Origin of the sequence: Promicromonospora sp. NPDC050249 (assembly GCF_040656015.1) — a bacterium.
Classification (GTDB): Bacteria; Actinomycetota; Actinomycetes; order Actinomycetales; family Cellulomonadaceae; genus Promicromonospora.
Genome location: NZ_JBFAKY010000008.1, coordinates 1 through 24,908 on the forward strand (window position 1 = coordinate 1; position 24,908 = coordinate 24,908).

General features: G+C 72.8%; 21 protein-coding genes. 10 read left to right on the forward strand and 11 right to left on the reverse strand.

The genetic code is table 11. The annotated features are described in order from the left end of the window. On the forward strand, positions 1-191 hold a 191-nt coding region (locus tag AB0I32_RS08170; RefSeq protein WP_357504697.1), incomplete at its 5' end, for a hypothetical protein. A 23-nt stretch (positions 192-214) separates the two neighbouring features. Here AB0I32_RS08170 and AB0I32_RS08175 read toward each other — a convergent pair. The 4 genes from AB0I32_RS08175 to AB0I32_RS08190 form a co-directional block, all read right to left on the reverse strand. Beyond that, positions 215-3,517, reverse strand: coding sequence for an ATP-binding protein (locus AB0I32_RS08175; protein ID WP_357504699.1), 3,303 nt, complete (start codon positions 3,515-3,517; stop codon positions 215-217). Next, positions 3,514-4,338 carry a DUF3027 domain-containing protein gene (locus AB0I32_RS08180; RefSeq protein WP_357504701.1) on the reverse strand — a complete coding sequence of 275 codons (825 nt, stop codon included), beginning with the start codon at positions 4,336-4,338 and terminating at the stop codon, positions 3,514-3,516. Before AB0I32_RS08180 ends, AB0I32_RS08175 begins: the two co-directional genes overlap by 4 nt. Positions 4,339-4,361: 23 nt before the next feature. Continuing rightward, positions 4,362-4,736 carry a cold shock domain-containing protein gene (locus AB0I32_RS08185; RefSeq protein ID WP_357505055.1) on the reverse strand — a complete coding sequence of 125 codons (375 nt, stop codon included), beginning with the start codon at positions 4,734-4,736 and terminating at the stop codon, positions 4,362-4,364. Positions 4,737-4,943: 207 nt separating this feature from the next. Continuing rightward, positions 4,944-5,684 (reverse strand): TetR/AcrR family transcriptional regulator, encoded by a 741-nt coding sequence (locus AB0I32_RS08190; RefSeq protein WP_357504703.1) that lies wholly within the window; start codon positions 5,682-5,684, stop codon positions 4,944-4,946. Between the two features lie 120 nt (positions 5,685-5,804). Here AB0I32_RS08190 and AB0I32_RS08195 point away from each other — a divergent pair, with 120 nt between their 5' ends. From AB0I32_RS08195 to AB0I32_RS08215, 5 genes are all read left to right on the forward strand, one after another. Continuing rightward, positions 5,805-6,731, forward strand: a complete 927-nt coding sequence (locus AB0I32_RS08195) for an NAD-dependent epimerase/dehydratase family protein (protein WP_357504705.1) — start codon at positions 5,805-5,807, stop codon at positions 6,729-6,731. A gap of 61 nt (positions 6,732-6,792) precedes the next feature. Next, the gene (locus tag AB0I32_RS08200; RefSeq protein ID WP_357504706.1) at positions 6,793-9,429 is read left to right on the forward strand and encodes a helicase-associated domain-containing protein; all 2,637 of its coding nucleotides are present in this window, start codon (positions 6,793-6,795) and stop codon (positions 9,427-9,429) included. Between the two features lie 83 nt (positions 9,430-9,512). Continuing rightward, complete coding sequence (locus AB0I32_RS08205; protein WP_357504708.1) at positions 9,513-11,210, forward strand: DNA repair helicase XPB; 1,698 nt, start codon at positions 9,513-9,515, stop codon at positions 11,208-11,210. A 154-nt stretch (positions 11,211-11,364) separates the two neighbouring features. Further along, positions 11,365-13,587, forward strand: coding sequence for a TPM domain-containing protein (locus AB0I32_RS08210; RefSeq protein ID WP_357504710.1), 2,223 nt, complete (start codon positions 11,365-11,367; stop codon positions 13,585-13,587). A gap of 113 nt (positions 13,588-13,700) precedes the next feature. Then, positions 13,701-14,510, forward strand: a complete 810-nt coding sequence (locus tag AB0I32_RS08215; protein ID WP_357504712.1) for a carbonic anhydrase family protein — start codon at positions 13,701-13,703, stop codon at positions 14,508-14,510. 100 nt (positions 14,511-14,610) lie between these two features. Here AB0I32_RS08215 and AB0I32_RS08220 read toward each other — a convergent pair whose 3' ends face one another. Next, positions 14,611-15,204 (reverse strand): NYN domain-containing protein, encoded by a 594-nt coding sequence (locus tag AB0I32_RS08220; protein WP_357452441.1) that lies wholly within the window; start codon positions 15,202-15,204, stop codon positions 14,611-14,613. Positions 15,205-15,321: 117 nt separating this feature from the next. On the opposite strand from AB0I32_RS08220, the gene AB0I32_RS08225 reads away from it, so the two are divergent. From AB0I32_RS08225 to AB0I32_RS08240, 4 genes are all read left to right on the forward strand, one after another. After that, positions 15,322-16,047, forward strand: coding sequence for a response regulator transcription factor (locus AB0I32_RS08225; protein ID WP_357504714.1), 726 nt, complete (start codon positions 15,322-15,324; stop codon positions 16,045-16,047). Next, the gene (locus AB0I32_RS08230; RefSeq protein ID WP_357504716.1) at positions 16,040-17,503 is read left to right on the forward strand and encodes a HAMP domain-containing sensor histidine kinase; all 1,464 of its coding nucleotides are present in this window, start codon (positions 16,040-16,042) and stop codon (positions 17,501-17,503) included. The genes AB0I32_RS08225 and AB0I32_RS08230 overlap by 8 nt, the downstream gene beginning before the upstream one ends. Positions 17,504-17,622: 119 nt before the next feature. Beyond that, positions 17,623-18,327 (forward strand): hypothetical protein, encoded by a 705-nt coding sequence (locus AB0I32_RS08235; RefSeq protein ID WP_357504718.1) that lies wholly within the window; start codon positions 17,623-17,625, stop codon positions 18,325-18,327. A gap of 156 nt (positions 18,328-18,483) precedes the next feature. After that, positions 18,484-18,774 (forward strand): WXG100 family type VII secretion target, encoded by a 291-nt coding sequence (locus AB0I32_RS08240; protein WP_357504720.1) that lies wholly within the window; start codon positions 18,484-18,486, stop codon positions 18,772-18,774. Positions 18,775-18,881: 107 nt separating this feature from the next. Here AB0I32_RS08240 and groL read toward each other — a convergent pair whose 3' ends face one another. From groL to AB0I32_RS08270, 6 genes are all read right to left on the reverse strand, one after another. Continuing rightward, on the reverse strand, positions 18,882-20,510 hold the full coding sequence (gene groL, locus AB0I32_RS08245) for a chaperonin GroEL (protein ID WP_357504722.1): 1,629 nt from the start codon (positions 20,508-20,510) through the stop codon (positions 18,882-18,884). Positions 20,511-20,706: 196 nt separating this feature from the next. Then, positions 20,707-22,224, reverse strand: a complete 1,518-nt coding sequence (locus AB0I32_RS08250; RefSeq protein ID WP_357504724.1) for an NAD(P)/FAD-dependent oxidoreductase — start codon at positions 22,222-22,224, stop codon at positions 20,707-20,709. A gap of 264 nt (positions 22,225-22,488) precedes the next feature. Continuing rightward, complete coding sequence (locus tag AB0I32_RS08255) at positions 22,489-22,692, reverse strand: cold-shock protein (RefSeq protein WP_108493306.1); 204 nt, start codon at positions 22,690-22,692, stop codon at positions 22,489-22,491. Positions 22,693-22,982: 290 nt separating this feature from the next. Further along, positions 22,983-23,621 (reverse strand): hypothetical protein, encoded by a 639-nt coding sequence (locus tag AB0I32_RS08260; RefSeq protein WP_357504726.1) that lies wholly within the window; start codon positions 23,619-23,621, stop codon positions 22,983-22,985. 42 nt (positions 23,622-23,663) lie between these two features. Then, a complete protein-coding gene (locus AB0I32_RS08265; protein WP_357505057.1) occupies positions 23,664-23,972 on the reverse strand; it encodes a DUF3263 domain-containing protein in 309 nt (102 codons plus the stop codon). Between the two features lie 118 nt (positions 23,973-24,090). Next, entirely contained in the window at positions 24,091-24,807 is a 717-nt protein-coding gene (locus tag AB0I32_RS08270; RefSeq protein ID WP_357505059.1) for a uracil-DNA glycosylase, read from the reverse strand. Positions 24,808-24,908: the final 101 nt, after the last annotated feature.

The following is a 24,908-nucleotide window of genomic DNA, read 5'->3' on the forward strand; positions in this document are numbered from 1 at the left end:
GGGCCCTGTGGTGTTGTGGCGTGGTCCGGGGTGGTCGCCGCCCGTTTTTTTTGTTTGGGGTGGTTTTTCTTATAAATCGTAAAAAAAATGGACCGATCTCAAAGCAACCGACCGAACTCATACCAAGCGACGTGCAACCGACCGATCTCGCTGGTGACGGGCGCGACCAGCAAGAGCGCCGGCCCTCTTGAACGTCATCCCGCGCAGCCGCCGATCACTCCCAGACGCGCTCCGCGCTCAGTTCCTCCGCGCGTGCCGGGTCGCGCAGCGCGGCCTCCAGGAGAAGCGGGTCCGCGCCCGTGAGCTCGGCCAGTGCCCGGGCCAGGCCCTCGGGCGATGCGGCGTGCGCAACACCGGGCCCGTCCGCGTCAGCCGACGTCCCCGACACCCACCACGCAACACGCTTTCCCTCGACGGTCAGCACGTCGTGGCGCTGCCAGGTCGACGGCGCGTCCGGCGCGAGCGCCCGCACGCGCGGATCGAGCTCGACCGCCTCGCCGGGCTCGTCGGGGGCGACGCCGGTATCGCCCTCGAACGGGAGGTCCAGCAGCTCGGCGAGCGCCTCGGCGACGTCGGCCGGGGCGGGGACGACAGGGCCGAGCTGGGCCCATCGTGCCGAGGCGGCGACCGCGAGATCCTCGACGCGTTCCACGGTGACGCCGGCAGGCCCCAGCGCGGGCAGCCGGGCCGGGGTGATCGGACGGGCGTCGTCGGCGCGGGCGAGCGCGGCCAGGCCGGCCCAGACGGCGCGTGCGACGTCTGCGGATACGGTCCGGCGCTCGTCCACCTGCGACACCGGCAACCGCTCCAGGACAGCCGGCCAGTCGTGTCCGGGCAGGTCAGCCAGGTCGTGGAGCCCGCCGAGCGCGGCCAGGACGTCGTCGTCGAGCCCGGCGGTCGCGGGCGGAGCGGGCGGCAGCAGCGGCGTGTCACCGAGCGCGAACGGCGCACCGACTCGACGTCGCAGGAACCACGCCGTGTACGACACGGCCTGCCGGCCGGGGGCGTCCGGGGAACGCACGGGGGTCAGGAGCGCGCGGCGCAGGCCAGGGTCGGCCGACACCCGGCCGAGCGCTGCGGCGAGCGGGCCAGGTCCGGCGTCCGCCGGCTCGCGCAGCGCGTCGAGGTCCGAGACCGCCTCGACGTCCCCGATCCACGCGCCCGGACCCAGCTCGTCCGCGAGGTGCTCCAGGTACTCGTCCCAGTCGGAGAGCCACCCGGCGGGGTCGTCGGGCCCGTAGTCGGCGTCGTCACCGTCGGCGGTCACGACGTCGGCGACCCGGTACACGACGAGGTCGGCGCGGGCGCCGGCGGCGGCGAGGGCGGCCGGCCCCCAGCGTTCGACGACGTCGTCCCGCACCAGGGCGAGGTCCACGTGCTCGGCCGCCCACGTACCGGGCAGAGCCGCCTCGCGCAGCGGCACGACGTCGCCGTCCGCCACCACCGGCAGCTCGCCCAGCCAGAAGGGCAGGTCGGCCGAGCCGGTCCCGGCCGCCAGCCGGACCAGCTCGAGCACCGCCACGACCACCTCGGCGGGCGTCGGGTCGTCGAGCACGCCCGGCTCCCACACGTCCGGGTCCCGCACGTCCGGGTCCCGCACGTCCGGATCCCGCACGTCCGGCGACACGGCGTCGGACGGCGACGCACCCGCCATCGACGGCGCCGACAGGACGGCCCCGAGATGCTCGGCGTCGCCGTCGTCGAGCACGTCTTCGCCGGCGGCGAGCGCCGTCGACCGGACCGCCGGGTCCGCGAGGAGCCCGTGCGGGGTGGTGGAGACGGCGCCGGCCCGTTCGAGCAGCGGGTGCGCCACGTCCGGATGCACCACGCGGACTCCGAGCGCACGGGCGACCCGGGCGAGGTGCGGTGCGTCGAGCAGCACGGTGCCGCGGGCGCCGCGGGTCACGCGGCCGTCGGCGAGCGGGAGCGGCGCCCCGGCGACCGCCTCCAGCACCGTGGGCTCGCCGGCGTGCGGGGCGATGGCGTCGAGGGCGGCACGGATCACGCCGGGTTCGGGCGGCAGCGCCTCGACCACGTCGGCGAGGTCGACGGAGTCGGCACCCAGCGAGCGGGCGAGCGCCTGGTACCGCACCGGCACGGTGACCAGGGCCGCCGAGGTACCAGCGGCGAGGGCGGAGGCCAGGGCCGGGTCCTCGCCGAGCGGTCCGGCGAGGAAGGCCGCACCCCTCGGCGCGATGCGCAGCGCCATACCGGGCGTGCCGTCGGCGCCCGCTGCCTGGCTGCGCTCGGACGCCTCGGCAAGCACGCTCAGCCGGAGGAGCGGGGTGTCGCGCAGGGCCGCGTCGGCCGACGCGCGGACCGCGGCGTCGACGTCGCCGGCGGGCAGCCCGGTCGGCGCGAGGCCGAGGACCTCGCGCTCGGCGCCGAGCTCGCCCAGGAACGCGGCGTAGGCGCGGCCGGCCTCCGCGGCCACCCGGTCCGACGTCGGGCCGGGGAGCACACCTCGCCGTCCAGGGTCGACGGGGAACGACGCGATGAGCAGGGCCGGGAACGTGAGCCGCACGTCGGTGGGGGTCGGCGCGTGCAACGCCGCGCTCTCCGCCGCGCGTCCGCCGCTGACCGGCAGTGCCCAGAGCACCGACCAGTCAGGACGACGCGCCTCGGACGGCAGGCTGTCGTCGGGCCCGAGCACGCCGGACGCGCTGTGCACGCGCCACCGTGAACCGACGTCGCGCAGCACGCGCCGGCTCGGTGACGGCGTCGCACTGTGCGGTTCAGAACCCGGCTGACCTGCGAAGTCATCCTCGATGACCACCTCGTCGAGTGCCGGGAGTGCGAGCAGGAGGGCGTCGTCGAGCGTGGCGAGCTGAGCCCGGACGGCGGCCACGGCGTCGGCGTCGCGCAGCACGAGCTCGACCACGGTGTCCGGCTCGTCCGGCGTCGTCCCGGGTGCGGGGAACGGGAGTCGCAGCACGGGCAGCGCGTCGCCGCGGGACCGAGCCTCGCCCCTGAGCCCTGCCTCGCGGGCGACGTCGGCGGCGAGATCGGCACCCTGCGCGACCTCGAGGCCCAGCTCCGCGCGCGTACCCGCGAGCGAGAAGCGCACGCCACCGGTGCGCGACCGGACGACCACGTCGTCGGACACCGAGCGGACGGCGGCGAACCCGACGCCGAACCGCCCCACGGCACGCATCGCCTCGCCGGAACCTTCGCTCGAGCCCTCCTCGGCGTCGGCCGAGACCTTCGCGGAGGCCCTGAGAGACGCCAGCGACGCGACGCCGGCGGCGTCGAGCGGCGCACCGGTGTTGGCGGCGACGAGGCGTCGGCCCCCGCCGCCGTCCGGCTCCAGCCGGAACGTCAGCCTGCCGGGGATCCCGGCGCGGGCGGCGGCGTCGGCGGCGTTCTGCGCGAGCTCGACCACCACCCGGTCGCGGTAGTAGCCGCGGGCGTGGTCCTCCTCGGAGTTCGCGTCCTCGCGGAAGCGCGTGGGCGACGCACGCCACGCCTCGGTCACCGCGCGCCGCAGCGCACCGGTGCCGAAGGGGTCGCGGGTCACGCGGAGGGTTCGTCCTCGGCGGGGGTGGTCTCGACAGGCTCGACCTCGTGCTCGTCGATCAGCGGCGCGGACGCGGGCCAGTCGGTCGGGTGCTCCTCGACGTCGGTCTCCGAGTGCGCGCCGCAGCCGTGGTCGAGCGAGACGACCTTGCCGTCGTCGGGCGACCACTCGTTGGCGCACACCCCGAAGAGCTGCCCCATCGAGCCGGACAAAGGGATGAGGAACGCGCAGGTCATGCACTCGGCAGCCGCCGCGACGGCGCCCGGCGTGGTGGGGCCGCGCGTGCCGCGGTACCAGCGCTCGGCGGCCTCGGCCCGGCCCTGCGGGGACAGCACCCGGGTGCGGGCGAGCGCCAGCTCGTCGATCGCCACCTCGTCCACCTCGGGGTCACCCGTCGGGGTGTATCCGGGCTCGAGCCGCGGGTCGTCGGCGCGGAACGGCAGCACGTCACCCGGGCCGACGTCGCCCGGGCGCAGCCGCTCGGACCACGGCAGCCAGGCCGGGGCGAGGATGGCCTCGTCGCCGGGCAGCAGCTCGACCTCGCTGATCGTGGCGGCCCGGCCGCGCGGCACGCGCGTCACGGTCACCGTCCAGTGCCAGCCGCGGTATCCCCGCATGGTCGCGTCGAAGCGGTGGGAGACCACCCGCTCGTCCTCGAAGAAGGTGCCGAGGTGCTCCCCGACGTCCTCCGGTCGCTCGGCGACTTCCTGTGCGGCGGCGCGCGCGAGCTCCGCGGCACCGTTCAGCACGGCGTCTCGGCTCGAGCGTGCGGCGATCCGCCTGGTGAATGTTCGTATGGCGGGCGCGATGGTCGTGACCATGTTCCTCGGGACCTCGTGTGGTTTCAGGCGTCGAAGTCGTCTGCGACCTTGCGCAGCATCTTGGCGAGCAGCTCCGGGTTCTTCGGATAACGCCCCTTGCGCAGATCGTTCGCCACGCGGTCCAGCATCTGCGTGAGATCGCCGACGATCACAGCCATGTCGTCGGCGGGCTTCCGCTTCGCCTTGGCGACCGACGGCGCGGAGTCCAGCACCTTGACCGCGAGCGCCTGGGGACCGCGGCGGCCGTCGGCCACCCCGAAGTCCACCCGTGCGCCCGGCTTGGGGACGACGCCGTCGGGCAGCGCGGAGGCGTGCAGAAATACCTCGCCTCCGTCCTCGTTGGCGATGAAACCGAAGCCTTTGTCGGTGTCGAACCACTTGACCTTGCCGGTGGGCACTGCGACCTTCTTCTGTGCTTGTCGGTACTGCTCAGGGAAACTGCTCAGCAACTGCTCGGACCGGCCCTGGCTGCTGCGAGCTGAGCGCGCCACCTGGACCGGAAGCACCAGGTTACCGGGCGGAACCGTGCCGCGTCGCATGCATTGAGCACTCTTCGCCCGCGCGACCTGCCCGGGCCCGGTCCGGGAGGGTCGTTTGCGGGGGTTTCAGGCCTGGATGCCCAGGTCCGCGGCGAGGCGTAGCGCCACCTCGTCCAGCCATGCCTCGGGGTCCGCGATCGACCCCACCTGGTGCCCGAACAGCTCGAACGAGATCACCCCGAACAGCTCGGTCCATGCCATGACGGCGCGCCGGATGGTCTCAGGCAGCTCGTCGTCCGCCCGTCCGGCACTCTCGATGAGCCCGTGCTGCGCGACGAAGGCGAGCGCCGGCGCGACGGTCCCCGGGTCCGCCGCGGCGCCCGGGGCGGCGGCCGGCACCACCGGCGGGCGCGCCCCGGCCGCGTAGCCGTCCCCCACTATGCGGATGAGCACGCGTACCACCCGCGTCGCGGGGTCGACGGTGTCCCGCGGTGCGGCGTAGCCGGGCACCGGCGTGCCGTAGAGCAGCCCGAACTCCCCTGGGTGCGTGACGCACCAGGTCCGGACCGCGCGGAAGGTGGCGAGCCAGCGCGCGGTGACGTCCGAACGGTCGGCGACGGAGGCGTCCGCGGCCTCGGCGGCGGTGCCGAGCTCGTCGTACGCCTCGATGAGCAGGGCGGTGAGCAGCGCGTCGCGGCTCGGGAAGTACCGGTAGACGGCAGAGGAGACCATCTCCACGTCGCGGGCGACGGCGCGCAGCGACAGCCCGGCGGCGCCGTCGGTGGTCAGCCGCGTGCGGGCCGAGTCGAGGATCTCGCGGGTGATGGTCTCGCGGGCGAGGGCGCGTGCTGTTCGGGCCGGGCTCATGGCCCCAGGGTGCCACCGATGGATCACCGCACACAAACGCGAGCACTGCTCTTGCCAAGGCGCACCCGCTCGTGCCACGCTTGCGACATCGAACGAGAGCACCGCTCTCAGAATGGAGCAATGATCGTGACTGACCGCCACCTCATCGTCGGAGCCGGCCCCATCGGCACCCATGTCGCCGCCCTGCTGGCCGAGCGCGGCTCCCGCGTCGCCGTCGCGAGCCGTTCGGGCCGCAGTACCGGGGTCGACGGCGTCGAGCACCTCGCCCTCGACGCCTCGGACGCCGACGCGCTGTCCCGCGCCGCCGACGGCACCGACTACCTCTACAACTGCGCCAACCCCGGCGACTACACACAGTGGGAGCGGGTCTGGCCCTCGCTCGCCGCCTCGCTCCTGTCAGCCGCCGAGCGTTCCGGCGCCGTCTACGCGATCACGGGCACGCTCTACCCGTACGGCCCGGTCGACGTCCCGCTCTCCGAGGACCTGCCCGACGCCGCGACCGACCACAAGGGCCGTCTCCGCGCCCGGATGTGGGCGGACGCCAAGGCCGCGCACGACGCCGGGCGGCTGCGCGCCGTCGAGATCCGCGGTTCCGACTACATGGGGCGCGGTGTCGGCGGCAACGGCCACATCTCGCGCCAGGTTCCTACCGCGCTGCAGGGCAAGCGCGCCGTGATGATGGGCCGCACCGACCTGCCCCACACCTTCACCGACGTCGCGGACGCGGCGCGCACCCTGGTCGCCGCCGCCGGGGATCCGGGTGCCCACGGCAGGGTCTGGCACGTCCCGAGCAACGCGCCGCGGACCCAGGCGGAGGCCCTCACCGACGTCCTGGCGAGTGTCGGCAGGCCGCCGGTGAAGGTCTCCTCCCTGCGCGGTGTCGCTCTCGGCGCCACCGCGCTGGTCTCCCCCTTCATGCGGGAGATGCGCGAGATCATCTACCAGTGGGAGCGCCCGTACGTCCTGGACGACACTGCCGCCCGTGCGCGCTTCGGCATCACCCCGACGCCGTGGGAGGAGGTCTGCCGCCGCACGGCGCAGCTCTGAGGCGGCCCCGGGCGTGGACCGGCCGAACTTCGACCCCGGAAACCCGCGTAGCATCGTCAGGATGGCCTCCTCGCTCCCCGCAGCGCCGGCGGCGGCCACGCGGCACTTCGCCGACGACCTCCGGCAGCGCTCGGACACCGCGCTCGCCGCGCTCCTGCGCGCCCGTCCTGATCTAGCCGCGCCCTCTCCCTCCACGCTGCGTTCGCTCGCGGCCCGTGCCTCCAGCCGCACCTCTCTCGAGCGCGCTCTCGCCCGCTCCGACGCCCTGATCCTGCAGGTGCTGGAGGCGGTGCTCGCCCTGGAGCCCGTCTTCCGCCTGCCGTCCGGACCCCCGGAGGAGAGCTCCGGCGGGTCGGCTCTCGCCGGGCCGCTCAGCGCCGAGGTCGTCACCTGGGCGCTCGGCGGGTCGGCGGAGGACGGACCCCGTGTCGACGCCGCCGTCCGCCGCGCCGTCGAGCAGGCCCTGCTCTGGGACGCGGGCGGCGAGTACGGCACCACGCTCGACCTGCGCACGGTGCCGGGCCTCGACGAGCTGCTCGGCCCGAACCCCGCGGGGCTGGGGCCGCACCTCGACCCCGTCCCGGCCGGGCTGACCGAGGCGGTGGGCCACGCGCTCGGGTCGGCCACCGCCAGGACCGAGACCGCGGCGGCGCTGGGCGCGCTCCTCACCGCAGCGCCGCCCGGTGCCCGCGCGATCCTCGACGCGCTCGCCTGGGGTCCCCCGGTCGGCGTCGTGCCGCCAGCGGGCACCCGGCCGCGGGACGCCGTGAACTGGCTGGTCACCGAGCATCTGCTGGTCCGGTCGGACGCCAGGCACGTCGTGCTGCCGCGCCTGGTCGGGCTGGCGCTCCGCGACGGGCACACCCATCGCGAGCCGCGCACCCTGCCGCCCGAGCCGCAGGGCCGGGCGGTACCGACCGCCACCGCCGACGCCGAGGCGGCGAGCGCGGCGCTCGAGCTCGTCCGGCGCGTGCGGCTGCTCCGGCAGTCGTGGGACGAGAGCCCGCCGTCGGTCCTGCGCGCAGGAGGCCTGGGCGTGCGCGACCTGCGCAGGGTCGCCGCCCAGCTGGAGACGGACGAGCAGGCGACGGCGTTCGTGGTCGAGGTCGCCGCGCTGGCCGGCCTCGTCCGGGACGACGGCGAGGTGCCGCCGTCGTACGTGCCGACCGTCACCGACTGGGACGACCTGGACGACGCCGCCCGCTGGGCGCGGCTCGCCGAGGCCTGGCTGGCCTCCCGCAGGGCACCGTGGCTCGTGGGCTCCCGCGACGACAAGGGGGCGCTCCGGGCGCCGCTGTCACCGGACCTGCAGCGGCCGTGGGTGCCCAGGCTGCGCAACGGCGTGCTGGGCGTGCTCGCGGCCGAGCCCGCCGGTGGCACCGTCCTCGCGCCCGCACCCGAGGACGTGGTCGAGGTGCTGACCTGGCACACGCCGCGCTCCGTGCCGCCCGCGACCGCGGTCGAGGGTCTGCTGATCGAGGCCGAGTGGCTGGGCGTGACGGGGGCCGGCGCGCTCTCGACGCCGGGCCGGGCGCTGCTCACGCCGGGGGACGAGCCCGCTGAGGCGCTGCGCGCCGTCCTGCCCCACGAGGTGGACGAGATCCTGCTCCAGGGCGACCTGACGGGGATAGTCCCCGGCCGGCCGTCGCGCGGGCTCGCGCGGCTGCTGGAGCGGTCGACGGACATCGAGTCCCGAGGCGCCGCGACCACCGTGCGGTTCAGCCCGGCGTCCGTCACGCGGGCGCTCGACCAGGGCGAGACCGCCGACGGCATGCTCGACGAGCTCGCCCACCGGTCCCCGGTGCCGGTCCCGCAGCCCCTGGAGTACCTCGTCCGGGACACCGCACGGCGGCACGGCGCGGTGCGGGTGGGTACCGCGTCGTCCTACCTGCGGGCCGCCGACGCGACGGTGCTCGCCGGCCTCGAGCACGACCCGACGCTCGTGGGCCTCGGCCTGGTGCGGCTCGCGCCGACCGTGCTCGCGGCGTCCGTCCCCGCGGCGGCCCTGCACGAGGCGCTGCGCAAGCGCGGCCTGGTCTCGGCCCTCGAGGGACCGGACGGGCGCGTGCTCGTCGCCCGCCGGGGCGTGACGGGCCGGGCGATGCCGGCTCCCCGCTCGGCGGCGGCCATCCGGACGGGCGCCTCCGCGTCCGCCGAGGTCGTCGACCGCACCCCCGACCCGGAGGCGCTGGTCGCCGACCTGCGCGCCGTGGAGGACGCGGCGCGCGCAGGCGCCATGGCCCGGGCCGACGCCGCAGAGGTCGCGCGGTCGGTCTCGACGTCCGGCGGCGGCATCCCGCTGCGTGGGTACCGCGTCGTCAGCCCCGTGCCACCTCGGCCGGAGCCGTCGGCGGACCGGCCCAGGCCGGGTGCCCTGGAGCCGCTCGCGGCTGCCGACGCGCCGTCCCTGGACCGCCCGGTGACATCTGCCGCGGCCGTCGACGCGGGCGCCCTGGAGGAGGACCCGGGAACACAGCACCCCGCTGACGGGTTGGCACTGCTGCGCGACGCGCTCCGCGACGGCACCACGGTGATCGTCGAGGTGGCCGGTCACACCGGCCGGCTGGAGCGCCGCGAGCTGAAGCCCCTGAACCTCGACGGCGGGCGGCTCCGTGCTCTCGACCCGGATCGAGAGGCCGAGCTGACGATCGCCGTCCACCGCATCGCGTCGGTCCTGCCGACGTCATCCACGCCGTAGGCAGCAGTCCGCCGCCGGCCGCAGAACCGCTGTAGCTGCAGCAGGCGCAGCAGCAGGACCAGAGCAGAACTGAGGGAGACCCCATGCCCGACGGCCCGTTGATCGTGCAGAGCGACAAGACGCTCCTGCTGGAGGTCGACCACCCGGACGCCGAGAGGGCGCGGCGCTCGATCGCGCCGTTCGCCGAGCTGGAGCGCGCGCCCGAGCACGTGCACACCTACCGCCTGACGGCGCTGGGCCTGTGGAACGCGCGCGCGGCCGGCCACGACGCGGAGCAGGTGGTGAGCACGCTCCTCGAGTTCAGCCGCTACCCGGTGCCGCACGCGCTGCTGGTCGACGTCGCCGAGACGATGGCCCGCTACGGGCGCCTCGTGCTGTCGCAGGACCCGGCGCACGGCCTGGTGCTGCGCACCACCGACCGGGCGGTCCTCGCGGAGGTGCTGAAGTCACGGCGCACCGCCGGCCTGGTCGGCGAACGGCTGGACGAGTCGACCGTCCTGGTGCACCCCTCCGAGCGCGGCCACCTCAAGCAGGTGCTGCTCAAGCTCGGCTGGCCGGCCGAGGACCTCGCGGGCTACGTCGACGGCGAGAAGCACCCGATCGAGCTCAGCCCGGTCACGAAGCCGCGGACCGAGCACGAGAAGGCCAAGCCGTGGGAGATGCGGCCCTACCAGGCGCAGGCGGTCGACGGGTTCTGGCACGGCGGTTCGGGCGTCGTGGTGCTGCCCTGCGGCGCAGGCAAGACGATCGTCGGCGCCGGCGCGATGGCGAAGTCGGGCACGACGACGCTGATCCTGGTGACCAACACCGTGAGCGCGCGCCAGTGGCGCGACGAGCTGGTGCGGCGCACGACGCTGACCGAGGACGAGATCGGCGAGTACTCCGGCGCCCGCAAGGAGATCAAGCCGGTCACCATCGCCACCTACCAGGTGCTGACCACCAAGCGGAAGGGCGTCTACACGCACCTCGAGCTGCTGGACGCCCGCGACTGGGGCCTGGTCCTCTACGACGAGGTCCACCTGCTCCCGGCCCCGGTGTTCCGGATGACGGCGGACCTCCAGGCCCGCCGTCGGCTCGGCCTCACCGCCACCCTCGTGCGCGAGGACGGCCGCGAGGACGAGGTGTTCAGCCTCATCGGGCCCAAGCGGTTCGACGCGCCGTGGAAGGACATCGAGGCACAGGGCTACATCGCGCCCGCCGACTGCGTGGAGGTGCGCCTGACGCTCCCGGAGAGCGAGCGCATGACGTACGCGACGGCCGAGATGGAGGACAAGTACCGGCTCGCCGCGTCGGCATCGGGCAAGAAGAAGGTGGTGGAGCAGATCGTGGCGCGCCACCCGGACGACCAGGTGCTCGTGATCGGGCAGTACATCGACCAGCTCGAGGAGCTGGCCGAGCACCTCGACGCGCCGATCATCACCGGGGCGACCACCAACAAGGAGCGGCAGCGGCTCTTCGGGGCGTTCCGCGAGGGCGAGATCTCGCGCCTCGTCGTGAGCAAGGTCGCCAACTACTCGGTGGACCTGCCGGAGGCCTCGGTGGCGATCCAGGTGTCGGGTTCCTTCGGGTCCCGACAGGAGGAGGCGCAGCGTCTCGGGCGCATCATGCGGCCCAAGGCGGACGGCCGCACGGCGCACTTCTACGCCGTGGTCGCACGGGACACCGTCGACCAGGACTTCGCGGCGCACCGGCAGCGGTTCCTGGCCGAGCAGGGTTACGCCTACCGCATAGTCGACGCCGAGGACCTGGACGAGTCGCCGGCGGACTCCGCGGCTTCCTGACCGTCGAAGGCCTGCTCGGCCCGCTGCTGAGCAGGCCACCGGCGAGGTTGTGAAAATGCGCTTCACGCTGGGCGTTTACCTGGGGATTCGTTGCAGATCTGCAACGTCACGCTCTCCGATTGCGTGGTCTTGAACCCGGGGTGACTATCAGGACGTGATCGAGTCCCCAGCTAGGCACGAGCATCAGCACGAACCCAGTACCCGGCCATCCGGGGGCTGGGCGGTCGTGGCCTTCGCGGGCCTTGTCGGTGTCGTGCTGGCGGCCACCTCCCAGGCCGCCAACGCCACGGTCACCATGCCGGCCGACCCCGTGCCCTCGGTCTCGCCGCGCCTGTCCGCGAAGGTTCAGGCGGAGCTGATGTCGGACGTGCTCCCGGCGTCGCCGCCGATCACGCTCACCGACCAGGTGACGGACGGCGCCGGCGCGCTCAGCGACGCCGAGCGCCAGGACGTCGACTCCGCGCTCGACCGGCTCGCCGGCGAGTCGGACCTGCGCATGTTCGTCGTGTACATCGAGAGCTTCGACGGCACGGAGCCCGTTGACTGGGCCAACGCGAGCGCCAACCAGTCGGGCCTCGGCCCGGACGACCTGCTGCTGGCCGTCGCCACTGTCGACCACGAGTTCGGGCTGTCCGCCGACACCAACGTCCCCCTCACCACGGGGCAGCTGCGCTCCATCGACAGAGCGGTGGCATCAGCGGTCGAGGACGAGCGGTGGGCGCCCGCCGCGACGGACGCCGCCGACGCCGTCCGGCGGGCCGCCACCGCCGCGACCAGCCCGCTCCTCGTCGCCGGCATCGCACTGGCCGCGGTGCTCGTGCTCGCCGCGCTCGGGTACGTCCTGTGGCGCTTCGCCCTCCCCCGGGTCCTGCCCCGGCTCACCGAGCGCTCCGCGACGGCCGGTGGCCCGGCGCCGGACGAGCTCGCCGACCTGCCCGTCCCCGAGCTCGACGACCGCGCCTCAAGCTCCCTCGTCCGCATCGACGACGCGCTCAAGACGTGCGAGCAGGAGCTCGGCTTCGCCCGTGCGGAGCTGGGGGCCGACGCGACGAGGGACTTCGAGCTGATCCTGGCCCGCGCCGCCGCCGACGTCCGGCAGGCCTTCGCGATCCGGCAGGAGCTGGACGTCGCCGCGCAGGCGGAGGACACGCAGGCCGACGGCGCCCCGCCGGCCGAACATCGCGAGGCCGAGGAGCACCGCCCGGTGCTCGGGGACGCCGAGCGGCGCGCGCGCCTGACCCGGGTCATCGCGCTGTGCGAGAGCGCAGCCGACACGCTCGACGCGCGCACCCGCGCGTTCGACGACCTGCGCCGGCTGCAGCAGCGCGCGCCCGAGCTGCTGACCGACGTCGTCGCCAGGGAGCCGGAGGTCACCGACCGGGCGGCTGTGACGCGCGCGACCCTCGAACGGCTCGCCGGAAGGTATCCCGCGGAGGCGCTGGCGATGGTCTCGGGCAACCCCGAGCAGGCCGAGCTGCTGGTGGTCAACGCCAGGGCGGCGGTGTCCGCCGGGCGTTCCGCCCTGGAGGCAGGGCAGAAGGCGGTGGCCGTCGCGCACGCGAGGGGTGCGCAGAACGCGCTGGGCCAGGCGGTCATGCTGCTCGACGCCGTCGACGCCACCGCCGCGCACCTCGACAGGGCAGCAGAACGACTCGACAAGTCGATAGCGTCACTGACGCAGGACGTGGTCGCCGCCCGGTCCGTCGAGGGCGACTTCCGGGTGACCCTCGCGCGCACCGCCGCGCAGGCCTCGCTCAAGCACGTCGAGGTCACGCGGGAAGGCGGTGACCCGCTCGCCGGGCTGCAGCGCATCGCGGCCGCTGAGGCCGCGCTCGACGCGGCTCTCGCCGGCACCCGGGACTTCACGGAGGTCGCGGCCCGGGCGTCCGCGCTGCTGCGGGACACCCTCGGCCGGGTCGACGAGCAGCTCCGGCAGACCGCCGACTTCGTCGCGACGCGCCGCGGCGCCGTCGGCTCGCCCGCGAGGACGCGGCTCGCGGAGGCGACAAGACTGGCCGACGCCGCCCGCTCGCTCCAGCCGGTCGACCCCGCCGCCGCCCTCGGGGAGGCCCAGCGTGCGAGCAAGCTCGTACAGGAGGCCGCGCGGCTCGCCCGCGAGGACGCGGACGCCGTCGTGATCGCGGCCGCCGCCAAGGCGGAGCCCGACGCGGACGGCTCGGACGAGAACGGCCCCATCACCGGCGGCATGATGCTCGGCGGCATCCTGCTCGACCCGAAGGTCGTGCGTTCCCGCAGGCACGCCGCTACCGCACGGATCGGTGGCGGGTTCGGCGGCGGCGGTTTCGGTGGCGGACGTCCGGGAACGCTCCGGAGGCTCGGCACAGTCCGTGCGTGGTGGCCGACGCCTGCGAGATAACGCGTCGCACGTCACACCCCGGGTGGGTGCCTCGGGCAAGGGGATCGGGAGTAATTTGTCCTGCCGGTCTCCTGGACCCGGGCGATCGGCTGATCCCCACGAGAGGTAGCCACATGAAGAAGCTCGCCCTGCCCGCCCTCCTGCTCCTCGCCCCGCTGCTCGCATCCTGTGCGGCAGGCGGCTCCCCCGGTGCGGCCGCGTCGTCCGCTCCGCCGCCGGCCGAGCACCCCGCCGGCGAGGTGCACTGGTCGTACGACGGCGAGGAGGGCCCGGACGAGTGGGGCCACCTGGCCAAGGACTTCGCGGAGTGCGAGGCCGGCGACGCGCAGTCGCCCATCGACCTGCCCGACCACGCCGAGACGAAGCTGACGGCGCACCCGAAGATCTCGTCGTCGCCCACCGTCGGGGAGTCGGTCGACACCGGCCACACGATCCAGCTCGTACCCGACGGCGACGCGTCCGAGGTCGAGTGGAAGGACAACGAGTTCGACCTGGCCCAGGTGCACTTCCACATGCCGTCGGAGCACACCGTCGAGGGCAAGGCGCTGGACGCCGAGTTCCACTTCGTCCACACCACCGAGGACGGTCAGGCGCTCGTCCTCGGCGTCCTCGCCCAGGAGGGCGACGAGAACGACGCCTGGCAGCCGTTCATCGACGGCGCGGCCGAGCCGGGCTCCGACGAGCTGCCGATCGACGTCGCGGCGATGCTGCCGGCCGACCCGACGTTCGAGGAGTACGCGGGCAGCCTGACGACGCCACCGTGCACCGAGGGCGTCGACTGGGTCGTCTACCACGAACCCATCGAGCTGTCGGCGGAGCAGATAGCGGTCCTCAAGCAGGCCTACGACCACAACGCCCGCCCGATCCAGCCGCAGGGCGACCGCGAGGCGTACGAGGGCACGGTCACGATCTCGAACGACTGAGTGCTGGTACGCCGAGGTAGAGCGCTTGTCCGGGTCTCCCTCGTGACATGAGGGAGACCCGGACAAGCGCTCTACCTCGGCATCACCGGTACGCGGCCCGCTACAGGTAGCGGAGCGGGTCGAACTCTTCGATCGGGATGATCCGGACGCGCGGCAGCATCGTCGTGAAGGCGTCGGCGTCGGCCTCCAGGTCGTACATGACCAGGCCGCGCTGCTCCAGCTCCGTGAACCGGGCGTTGACGAACTCCCGGAAGCCCAGCAGGCCCACGCGCCGGTCGTCGTCGTCGAGCAGCGCCTCGATCTGCGGCAGGAAGTCGCCGTCGTGGCTCGCGAGCAGCACGTCGCCGGGACGGTCCATCAACGCGTCGAGCGTGCGCTGGATACCGACGTCGACCACCTTCTCCGAACCCTGCGCCGCAAGCGGGATGGGCTTGTAGCCCATAGCGAGCAGCGCCTGCACGAACGGCATGGGCATCTGGCCGGACGTCGCGTTCAGGAAGAAGAGCGGCACGACCTCCTGCGACCACACCTTCTCCGCGAAGGCGGAGATGCGGTCCCAGCGGGGACGCTCCTCGGGTGCGGGACGGCGGTTCAGCACGTTCATGCCGAGCGTGGCGTCGATGTTCTCACCGTCGACGATGAGATACGTGCGCCGGGGCGTCTGCCCTGGAACCTGCGGGAACGGTGCTGACATGCCCCCCAGCCTAGCCGCGTGGCAGGTGGCGGGCCGGACAGCTGATCCGTTCGGACGCCGGGCGATTTCCCGGGCGAATCTCAGGCACTCCTCAGGAACCGGTCGCACACTGGAAGCATGGCTACTCCTGAGGCGCGTCTCGTCGTGGTCGACGACGAACCGAACATTCGCGAGCTCCTGTCCACCTCCCTGCGCTTCGCGGGCTTCGAGGTGCATGCGGCAGCGGACGGCAACGGCGCACTTCAGCTCGTCCGCGACGTCGAGCCCGACCTCGTGGTGCTCGACGTGATGCTCCCCGACATGGACGGCTTCACCGTGACCCGCCGGATGCGGGCTACCGGCAGGCACACCCCCGTCGTCTTCCTGACCGCGAAGGACGACACGCAGGACAAGGTGCAGGGCCTCACCGTCGGCGGCGACGACTACGTGACCAAGCCCTTCAGCCTCGAAGAGGTGGTCGCCCGGATCCGCGCGGTGCTGCGCCGCACGGGCGTGCCGGCCCCCGAGGAGGAGGCGGTGCTGCACGTCGGAGACCTGGAGATGGACGAGGACTCGCACGAGGTGCGGCGCGCGGGCGTCGAGGTGGACCTGTCCCCCACCGAGTTCAAGCTGCTGCGCTACCTCATGCTCAACTCCGGCCGCGTCCTGTCCAAGGCGCAGATCCTGGACCACGTGTGGCAGTACGACTGGGGCGGCGACGCGAACATCGTCGAGTCGTACATCTCCTACCTGCGGCGCAAGATCGACACCCTGGAGATCGACGGCGAGATGCTGCCGCCCCTGATCCACACGAAGCGCGGAGTGGGGTATCTGCTCCGCGCTCCGCAGCCCGCCCGTGCTTGAGCGCATCAAGGAGCGCCTGTCCGGCATCCCGCTGCGCGCCCGGCTGGTCGCGATCATCTCGCTGCTGCTCGCGGCGGGGCTGGGCATCGCGGCGATCGCGACGACGACTGTCGTGTCGTACTTCCTCGTCGACGAGGTCGACTACGAACTGCACATGGCCGCCCTCAGTGTGACCAGCGACGTTCCACAGGGCCCGACACAGGGCCTACCCAGCGACTACTACGTCCAGGTCACCCACGAGAACGGTGAGGTCCGCAAGTACGGCACGGAGACGGTGACACGCTTCGGCACGCCCGACCTGCCGACCACGACGTTCGACGAGGCCTCGGACGCCACAGTCAAGGCGTACACCGTGCCCGCCGTGACGGACACCGCTGGAAGCGAGAGCTGGCGTGCGATCACCCTCGCCGCGACGGTGCGAGCGACCGGCGAGCCGGTAGTCATCCAGGTGGCGCTACCGCTGGTCGGCATGGACAAGACGATCTCGATCCTGACCCGCACGCTGATCATGTCCGGCCTGGGCATCGTCCTGCTGGGCGGGCTCACCGCATGGGTCCTGGTCGAACGATCGCTCCGGTCGCTCCGGTCCGTCGAGCACACGGCAGCCCAGATCGCGGCGGGCGACCTCTCGCAGCGCGTCCCCGAGGCCCCCGCCGGCACGGAGATGGGCTCCCTCGCTGCGTCGCTCAACGCGATGCTGACGCAGATCGAGCGGGCCTTCGCCGCACAGGAGGCCTCAGAGGTGCGGATGCGCCAGTTCGTCTCGGACGCGTCCCACGAGCTGCGCACGCCGGTCGCGACGATCCGCGGGTACGGCGAGCTGTACCGGATGGGCGCCCTGGACAGCACGGAGAAGGTCGACGACACGATGCTCCGCATCGAGGACGCCGCGCGCCGCATGGGCACGCTGGTGAACGACCTGCTGGTGCTCGCCCGGCTCGACGAGGGCCGCCCGATCGCCCGGGCCGACGTCGACCTGGTCGCTCTCGCGCGCGACTCCGTCCAGGACCTGCACGCCCTGGACCCGACGCGAGAGGTGGCCCTCGTACCGCTCGACGCGGACGCCGCCCCGGACGACCCGGCGGGTCAGGTACCGGACACACTGGTCGTGGAGGGCGACAGCGACCGCCTGCGACAGGTGGTCACCAATCTCATCGGCAACGTCGCGCGGCACACACCGGCGGGTACGCCCGCGGAGGTCGCGCTCGGCGTGCGGAATGACGACGGCGTGGCGGTGCTCGAGGTGCGCGACCACGGCCCCGGCCTCAGCGAGGAGCAGGGCCGCAGGATCTTCGAGCGGTTCTACCGCGCGGACTCGTCCCGCACCCGCGAGTCCGGCGGCTCGGGACTGGGGATGGCGATCGTCGCGGCGATCGTGGGCGCGCACGGCGGGCACGTCGAGGTGGCGCCGACCGACGGCGGCGGCCTCACCGTCCAGGTCACCCTGCCGCTCTGAACCACTGCACAACGTGTCGGAGTCGTGACCAGCATCCAAGACGGTAGTAGTCGCCGCTGACCCATTCGGTAATAGGCTGGCGGTGCAGTGACCGACATCGACCGTTAGGCAGAATTCACATGGGCGTGCTCACGTCTGACGCGCCGCAGTGGTTGCTCACGTCCTTCGTCCGCAGTGCGCTGGGCGCGGGAGCCACGGCGGGGACCGAGGCGATCGAGGAGGTCGGGCAGGCTCTCCTGGGCCGCTGGGCCGACGAGCACCGGGCCTTCCACAACCTGCGCCACCTCGCCGCCGTCCTGCACCGGGTGGACCAGCTGGCCGAGGAGACGCACGAACCCGACCTGGTGCGCCTCGCCGCCTGGTACCACGGTGCGGTGTTCAGCTCCGAGAAGAAGGTGGCCGAGGCCTCGCAGGGTGGCGAGCAGTCGACCGCCTCCGCGCTCCTCGCCCACGACGAGCTGACCGCGCTCGGAGTGCCCGCACGCGCAGCCGACCGGGTGGCCGCGCTGGTCAACGCCATCGTCCGGCACGCGCCGAACCCCTCGGACTTCGACGCCGCGGTGCTGAACGACGCCGACCTCGCGATGCTCGCCGCCGAGCCCCAGCGCTACAAGGAGTACAAGGCGGCGGTGCGCGCGGAGTACGCGCACATCCCGATCGAGGACTACCTCAGGGCGCGGATCCGGGTCATCGAGCGGCTGCTCGCCCGCAAGTCGCTGTTCCTGAGCCCGATGGGCGCCGCGTGGGAGGAGCCCGCGCGGCAGAACCTCGACATGGAGCTGCACCGGCTGCGCAAGGAGCAGTCGAAGCTCGACGCCGTCTGACCCGGACCCTCCCCACGGCCGGGCAGCGCTCCGAGCACGACCACACCTCCGGCTGGGGCGCGCCTGTGCACAGCCGGCCCCGGACACCCTCCGCCGTCGGGCCGCCCGTACCTACCGTCGGGTGGACGACGCCGGACCGGCCGGCGCGCGGGAGGGATGACCATGCGGTTCGAGGTCGACAGCGACCAGGTGGAGCAGGCGGGCGCGGCAGTGGCGGGCTCTGTGGCGACAGTGCGGACGGAGGTGGGGGCGCTGATGCGCAATCTCGACGCCCTGCAGGCGACCTGGCACGGTCCGGCGGCCGCCGCGTTCGGCGGCACCGTCGCGCAGTGGCGCGGGGCGCAGGCGCAGGTGGAGGGCGCCCTGGACGCGATCCAGGCGGCCCTGACGGCCGCTGCCCGCACCTATGCGGAGGCGGAGGCGGCAGCCACGCGCATGTTCTCCTGACGAGTTCTCACAAATGGCCGACGCCGGCCGGTCACCCTCCGTGAGAGGGTGACCGGCCGGCGTCGGACAGGTTGCCTGGGCCGAGGCCCGGGCTGGTCAGGCAGGACTCAGAAGTCCATGCCGCCCATGCCACCGGTCGGGTCGCCGCCCTGGGCGCCCGCGGGCTCCGGCTTGTCGGCGACGACTGCCTCGGTGGTGAGGAACAGCGCGGCGATCGAGGCCGCGTTCTGCAGAGCAGAACGGGTCACCTTGACCGGGTCGTTCACGCCCGCGGCGAGCAGGTCCTCGTACACACCGGTCGCGGCGTTCAGGCCCTGACCGGCGGGGAGGTTGCGCACCTTCTCCGCGACGACGCCACCCTCGAGGCCGGCATTGATCGCGATCTGCTTGAGCGGCGCGTCGATGGCGGCACGCACGATCGAGGCACCGATCGCCTCGTCGCCCTCGAGCTCCAGCTTGGCGAACGCGACGGCACCGGCCTGGATGAGGGCCACGCCACCACCGGCGACGATGCCCTCCTCGACGGCAGCCTTCGCGTTGCGAACGGCGTCCTCGATGCGGTGCTTGCGCTCCTTGAGCTCGACCTCGGTGGCCGCGCCGGCCTTGATGACGGCGACGCCACCGGCCAGCTTGGCGAGGCGCTCCTGCAGCTTCTCGCGGTCGTAGTCCGAGTCGGACTTGTCGATCTCGCTGCGGATCTGGTTCACGCGACCGGCGATGAGGTCGGCCTCGCCGGCACCCTCGACGATCGTGGTCTCGTCCTTGGTGACGACGACCTTGCGCGCCTGGCCGAGCTCCTCGAGCGTCGCGTTCTCCAGCTTGAGGCCCACCGTCTCGGTGATGACCTGGCCGCCGGTGAGGATCGCGATGTCCTGCAGCATGGCCTTGCGGCGGTCGCCGAAGCCCGGCGCCTTGACGGCGACGGACTTGAAGGTGCCACGGATCTTGTTCAGCACCAGGGTCGCCAGGGCCTCGCCCTCGACGTCCTCGGCGATGATGAGGAGCGACTTGCCCGACTTCATGACCTGGTCGAGCAGCGGCAGCATGTCCTTGACGTTCGAGATCTTCGACTCGACGATCAGGACGTACGGGTCCTCGAGCACGGCCTCCTGGCGCTCGGGGTCCGTCTCGAAGTAGCGCGCGAGGAAGCCCTTGTCGAAGCGCATACCCTCGGTGAGCTCGAGCTCGAGGCCGAACGTGTTCGACTCCTCGACGGTGATGACGCCTTCCTTGCCCACCTTGTCGAGGGCCTCGGCGATGAGCTCGCCGATCGCCGGGTCACCGGCCGAGATCGCGGCCGTGGCGGCGATCTCTTCCTTGGTCTCGATGTCCTTGGCGGCGTTCAGCAGCTGCTCGGTGACGGCCTCGACGGCCTTCTCGATGCCACGCTTGATGGCGATCGGGTTGGCACCGGCGGCAACGACACGCAGGCCCTCCTTCACGAGCGCTTGGGCGAGCACGGTGGCGGTGGTGGTGCCGTCACCCGCGACGTCGTCGGTCTTCTTGGCGACCTCCTTGACGAGCTCGGCGCCGATCCGCTCGAACGGGTCCTCGAGCTCGATCTCCTTGGCGATGGAGACACCGTCGTTCGTGATCGTGGGGGCGCCCCACTTCTTGTCAAGAACAACGTTGCGGCCCTTCGGGCCGAGCGTGACCTTCACCGTGTCGGCGAGCTGGTTGAGCCCGCGCTCCATGCTTCGACGAGCAACCTCGTCGAACGCGATGATCTTGGCCATGGGGATGAATCCTCCGCTGGTGGCTTGTCCAGGCCGGCCGGTGCCCGCGACGGACGGCCTGCCGTCCCGACGATCATGTCTCGTCGTGACCGGAGGCCTCACCATTCGACCATTGCTGTCACTCTCGAACGGAGAGTGCTAAGACATTATTGGCACTCGGACCATGAGAGTGCAAGGCGCGTCCGGGTCGGCTGGGTCACGGACGGAGGTCCGGCAGCGAGCGGACGTCGAACTCCCGCAGCAGCGCCCGGCGGGCGGCGTGCCAGCCACCCATCCCGTGCACGCCCGGCCCGGGCGGGGTCGAGGCGGAGCACAGGTAGAGCCCCTCGGCGACCTGGTAGGGATCAGGTGCGAGCGTGGGGCGCGCGACCATCTGCCACATCGTGGCCGCCCCCGCGGAGATGTCGCCACCCGGATAGTTCTCGTTGTGGCGCTCCATCTGCGCGGCGGGTATGCACCGCGAACCGACGACGACGTCGCGGAAGCCGGGCGCGAACCGCTCGATCTGCCTGGTCACCGCCTCTGTGACGTCCTGCGTGGACCCCGCGGGCACGTGCGCGTACGTCCACAGCGGCCGCACCGGACCGCTGAGCCTGCTCGGGTCGGCGACGCTCGGGTCGCTGACCAGGACCACCGGGTGGTCGGCATGCAGCCCGTGCGAGACGCTGTCCTCCGCGGCCACCAGCTCGGCCCGAGTGCCGCCGACGTGCACGGTGGAGGCGCGCCCGACGTCGGGTACCTGCCAGGGGACCGGACCGTCGAGGACGAAGTCGACCTTGGCCGCCGCGTTCCCGTACTGGAACCGTCGCAGGGCTGCGCGGCGCCTCAGCCGGACCCGGTCGCCGGCGATCCGGAGCAGGGTGCTGGGCGTGGTGTCGAAGAAGACGGCCCGCGCGGGCGGCAGGTCGGACCAGCTCTCGACCCGGCGGCCGGTCTCGACGGTTCCTCCGTGCGCCTCCAGGTCGCGGACCATCGCGTTCACTATCGCCTGGGAGCCACCGACGGGGATCGCCCAGCCGCCGTCGGCGTGCGCGAGCGCCGCGAGGAGCAGGGCCGTCCCCGCGCCCCCGAGCGACGGGAGCGGTGTGATGTTGTGCGCCGCGACGCCGGTGAGCAGCGCCTTGGCCTCGTCCGTGAGGAACCTGCGGTCCCAGCGGGGCCCGCCCTGCTCGAGGAGCGCGGAGCCGAAGTGCAGACCGGGCCCGACCATCGAGGCGAGGGCCCGCACGGGCAGCGTGTGCCCGCCGGAACCGGGCACGCCCTCCGCCATGCCGTGCACCGTCCGCTTGTCGCCCAGAGCGAGCGCCGTGACCTGCCGCCAGTGGGCGGTGAGCGGGCCCAGCAGGTCGCCCCAGGCGTCGCCGTCGGGCCCGAGCCGGTCGGCAGTCCGAGCCAGGTCGCGGAAGGCGATGCCCGCGCGTCCGCCGTCGAGCGGATGGGCGTAGGCGACGTCGGGTGCGACGAGCTCGACACCGCGTGCGGAGAGATCGAAGGACCGGAAGAAGGGCGACGCCCAGGCCATGGGGTGCACGGCGGAGCAGAGGTCGAACAGCATGCCGTCCGCGAGCTCGGGGATCGCGACGGTGCGGGCGCCACCACCGATCGTCGGCTGGGCCTCGAGGACCCGGACCCCTAACCCCGCGCGGGCGAGCGTCACCGCGGCCGCCAGGCCGTTGGGTCCTGAACCCACCACCACCGCGTCGAGCAGGGTCACTCCCCCATCGAATCACGGTATCGGGCCGGACGGCCCATGGCGGGGCCAGTCCTACCGGTCGAGGCTCGCCTGGCGGGGGACCAGGTGCCAGGACGAGCAGCCGCGGTACGGGCGGCTGCTCGGCGGCGTCGGGCATCATCGTCCGGCTGCGCGGAAACGACGGTCGTCATCGACCGTCCAGATCGGACGCCGGGGTCTGGGTCCCGGCTGTCCTGGGGGGCGGCGGGCGACGGGCGGGCCCTTCCCGCCCGTCGTCCCATCGAATCAGAGTGGACGAACCTGCTCTGCCTGCGGGCCCTTCTGTCCCTGCCCCACCTCGAATTCCACTTCCTGCCCCTCGTCGAGGGACCGGTAGCCATCGGACTGGATCGCGCTGTAGTGAACAAAAAGGTCCTGGCCGCCGGCAGTCGGGGTAATAAAGCCATACCCCTTCTCGGCGTTGAACCACTTGACGGTGCCCTGGGCCATGCGTAGTTCTCCTTGTACCTCTGCACGGGACACTCGGTCGACCCGTGGTGGTTCGAGCCTAGTGGTCCGGCTCACACCAGGGAACCCTCTATGTCCCGTATGAGGTATTAAGCGGATGGCGAACGGGCAGGTCAGAGACCTGAGGCACGGTCCGGGCAGGCGAATATCAATCTAGTGGTACGAGCCGGACGGAAAATCGCCCACACTCCGACCCTGCCCGGGAGCCGACCAGTGGTTGACCGAATGCCGACGACAACGCTGCCATCGGCACGCTCAGCCAGCTGGCGTCATCAGCCCGTCGGTGCCGTGAACAGGAAGACCCAGACAGCCTGAGGGGAGCTCGTCACGGCGGCGTTCATGACGACGCTGGCCTCCGGGATGCCCAGGATCGCGGCGGCCGCCTTGGCCTCCTTGTCCCGCCCCTCGCCGTACCAGACGACGTTCGTCCCGGCCGAAGTTACCGCAGAGAGGTCGGTCTCCGGCGGCGTCGCGGTGTATTCCGACCCACCGAGGCCGCCGGAGACGAGGCTCGCATTGGCCGTGGCCGCGAGGCCCTGGACGGTCCCGAGGTTGTACACCATGTACTTCGCAGCGGGGTCGGCCGCCGCGACCAGATCTGCCACGCTCTGCTCAGGCGTCTCTGCCGACGGCGACGGGCTCGGCGAAGCGCTCGGCGCCGAGGCAGAGGCCGAGCCGGATGCCGACACCGAAGGCGACGCGCCACCCTGCGCCTCTGCAGGGTCGTCGCCACCTCCGGACAGCAGCGTGATGCCGCCCCACGCCACGGCGGCGCACACTACGGCGACCAGCAGGAACGGCCAGGCCGAGCTCCAACCGCTGCGCGGCGCGCGGTGCACACCCACCGGTGCGCCCCCGGGGACAGCGACGTCGAACTCGTCGGGCGGGTAGGGGTAGCCACTCTTCGTCACGGCAGAGAGAGTAGCGGGTCGTTGTGACGGATCGGTGCCCGGTCAGTGGTTCTCATCGGCCAACCGTCGTGCAGAGCGCCCCCGCTGGCGGGTCGCTCGGACCCTGCGCAGGCGCTTGACCAGCATCGGGTCGTGCTCAAGGGCGGCGGGAGTGTCGATCAGCGCGTTCAAAACCTGGTAGTAGCGCGTGGCCGTCAGATCGAAGAGTTCCCGTGCCGCCTCCTCTTTGGCGCCCGCATACTTCCACCAGCGGCGCTCGAACGCGAGAATCTCCCGGTCGCGGTCCGAGAGCCTGCTCTCGGCGCCGTTGACCCGCTCGATATCGGGGCTGTCGACCCCGGGAGCCAGCACCTCGCTCACCGGCTCACCGCGTACCCGAAGGACGTGACTGTTCTTCACCCTTCCCCTTTCACAGTGTCAACACGCCGACCCGCCCCTCGACGCCGAAACAGGACCTTCGCGGCCGCGCCTACGGGAGGCGCCAGTCGACCGGCTGCGCGCCCTGCTGCTCGAGCAGCGCGTTGGCCCGCGAGAACGGCTTCGACCCGAAGAACCCGTTGCGTGCCGACAGCGGCGAGGGGTGCGCGCTCTCGACGATCGGCACGTCCCCGAGCCACGGCTTCAGGTTGCGCGCCTTCGCGCCCCACAGGATCGCCACGAGCGGACCGCCCCGCGCCACGAGCGCACGGATCGCCGCCTCCGTGATCTCCTCCCAGCCCTTGCCGGCGTGGGAGTCGGAGGCGCCGGGCCTGCAGGTGAGGGTCCTGTTCAGCAGCATGACCCCCTGATCGGCCCACGGCCGCAGGTCGCCGTTCGACGGGAGCGGGGTGCCGAGGTCGTCCTGCATCTCCTTGTAGATGTTGGCCAGCGACCGCGGCACGGGCCGCACCTCTGGCTGGACGGAGAACGACAGCCCCATGGCGTGCCCGGGCGTCGGATACGGGTCCTGGCCCACGATGAGCACGCGCACGTCCGCGAGCGGCCGCTTGAACGCCGCGAGGACGTTCTCTCCCGCGGGCACGTAGGTGCGCCCCTGGGCGACCTCGGCGCGCAGGAAGTCACCCATCGCGTGGATGCGCGGTTCGACGTCTGCCAGTGCCTCCGCCCAGTCCGGTGCAACTACCTGCGACAACGGGGGCGGGCCCGAGGCGGCAGCGGTGTCGACAGGGGGCGTCGGGTTCACGATGGTCTCCACGCTCAGGAGGTTACCGGCACCCTCCGACACTGCCAGTTTGTGCTGCCCGTCACACCCCCGAGCCGGCGAGTTCCCCGCTCCAAGCGGGAGAA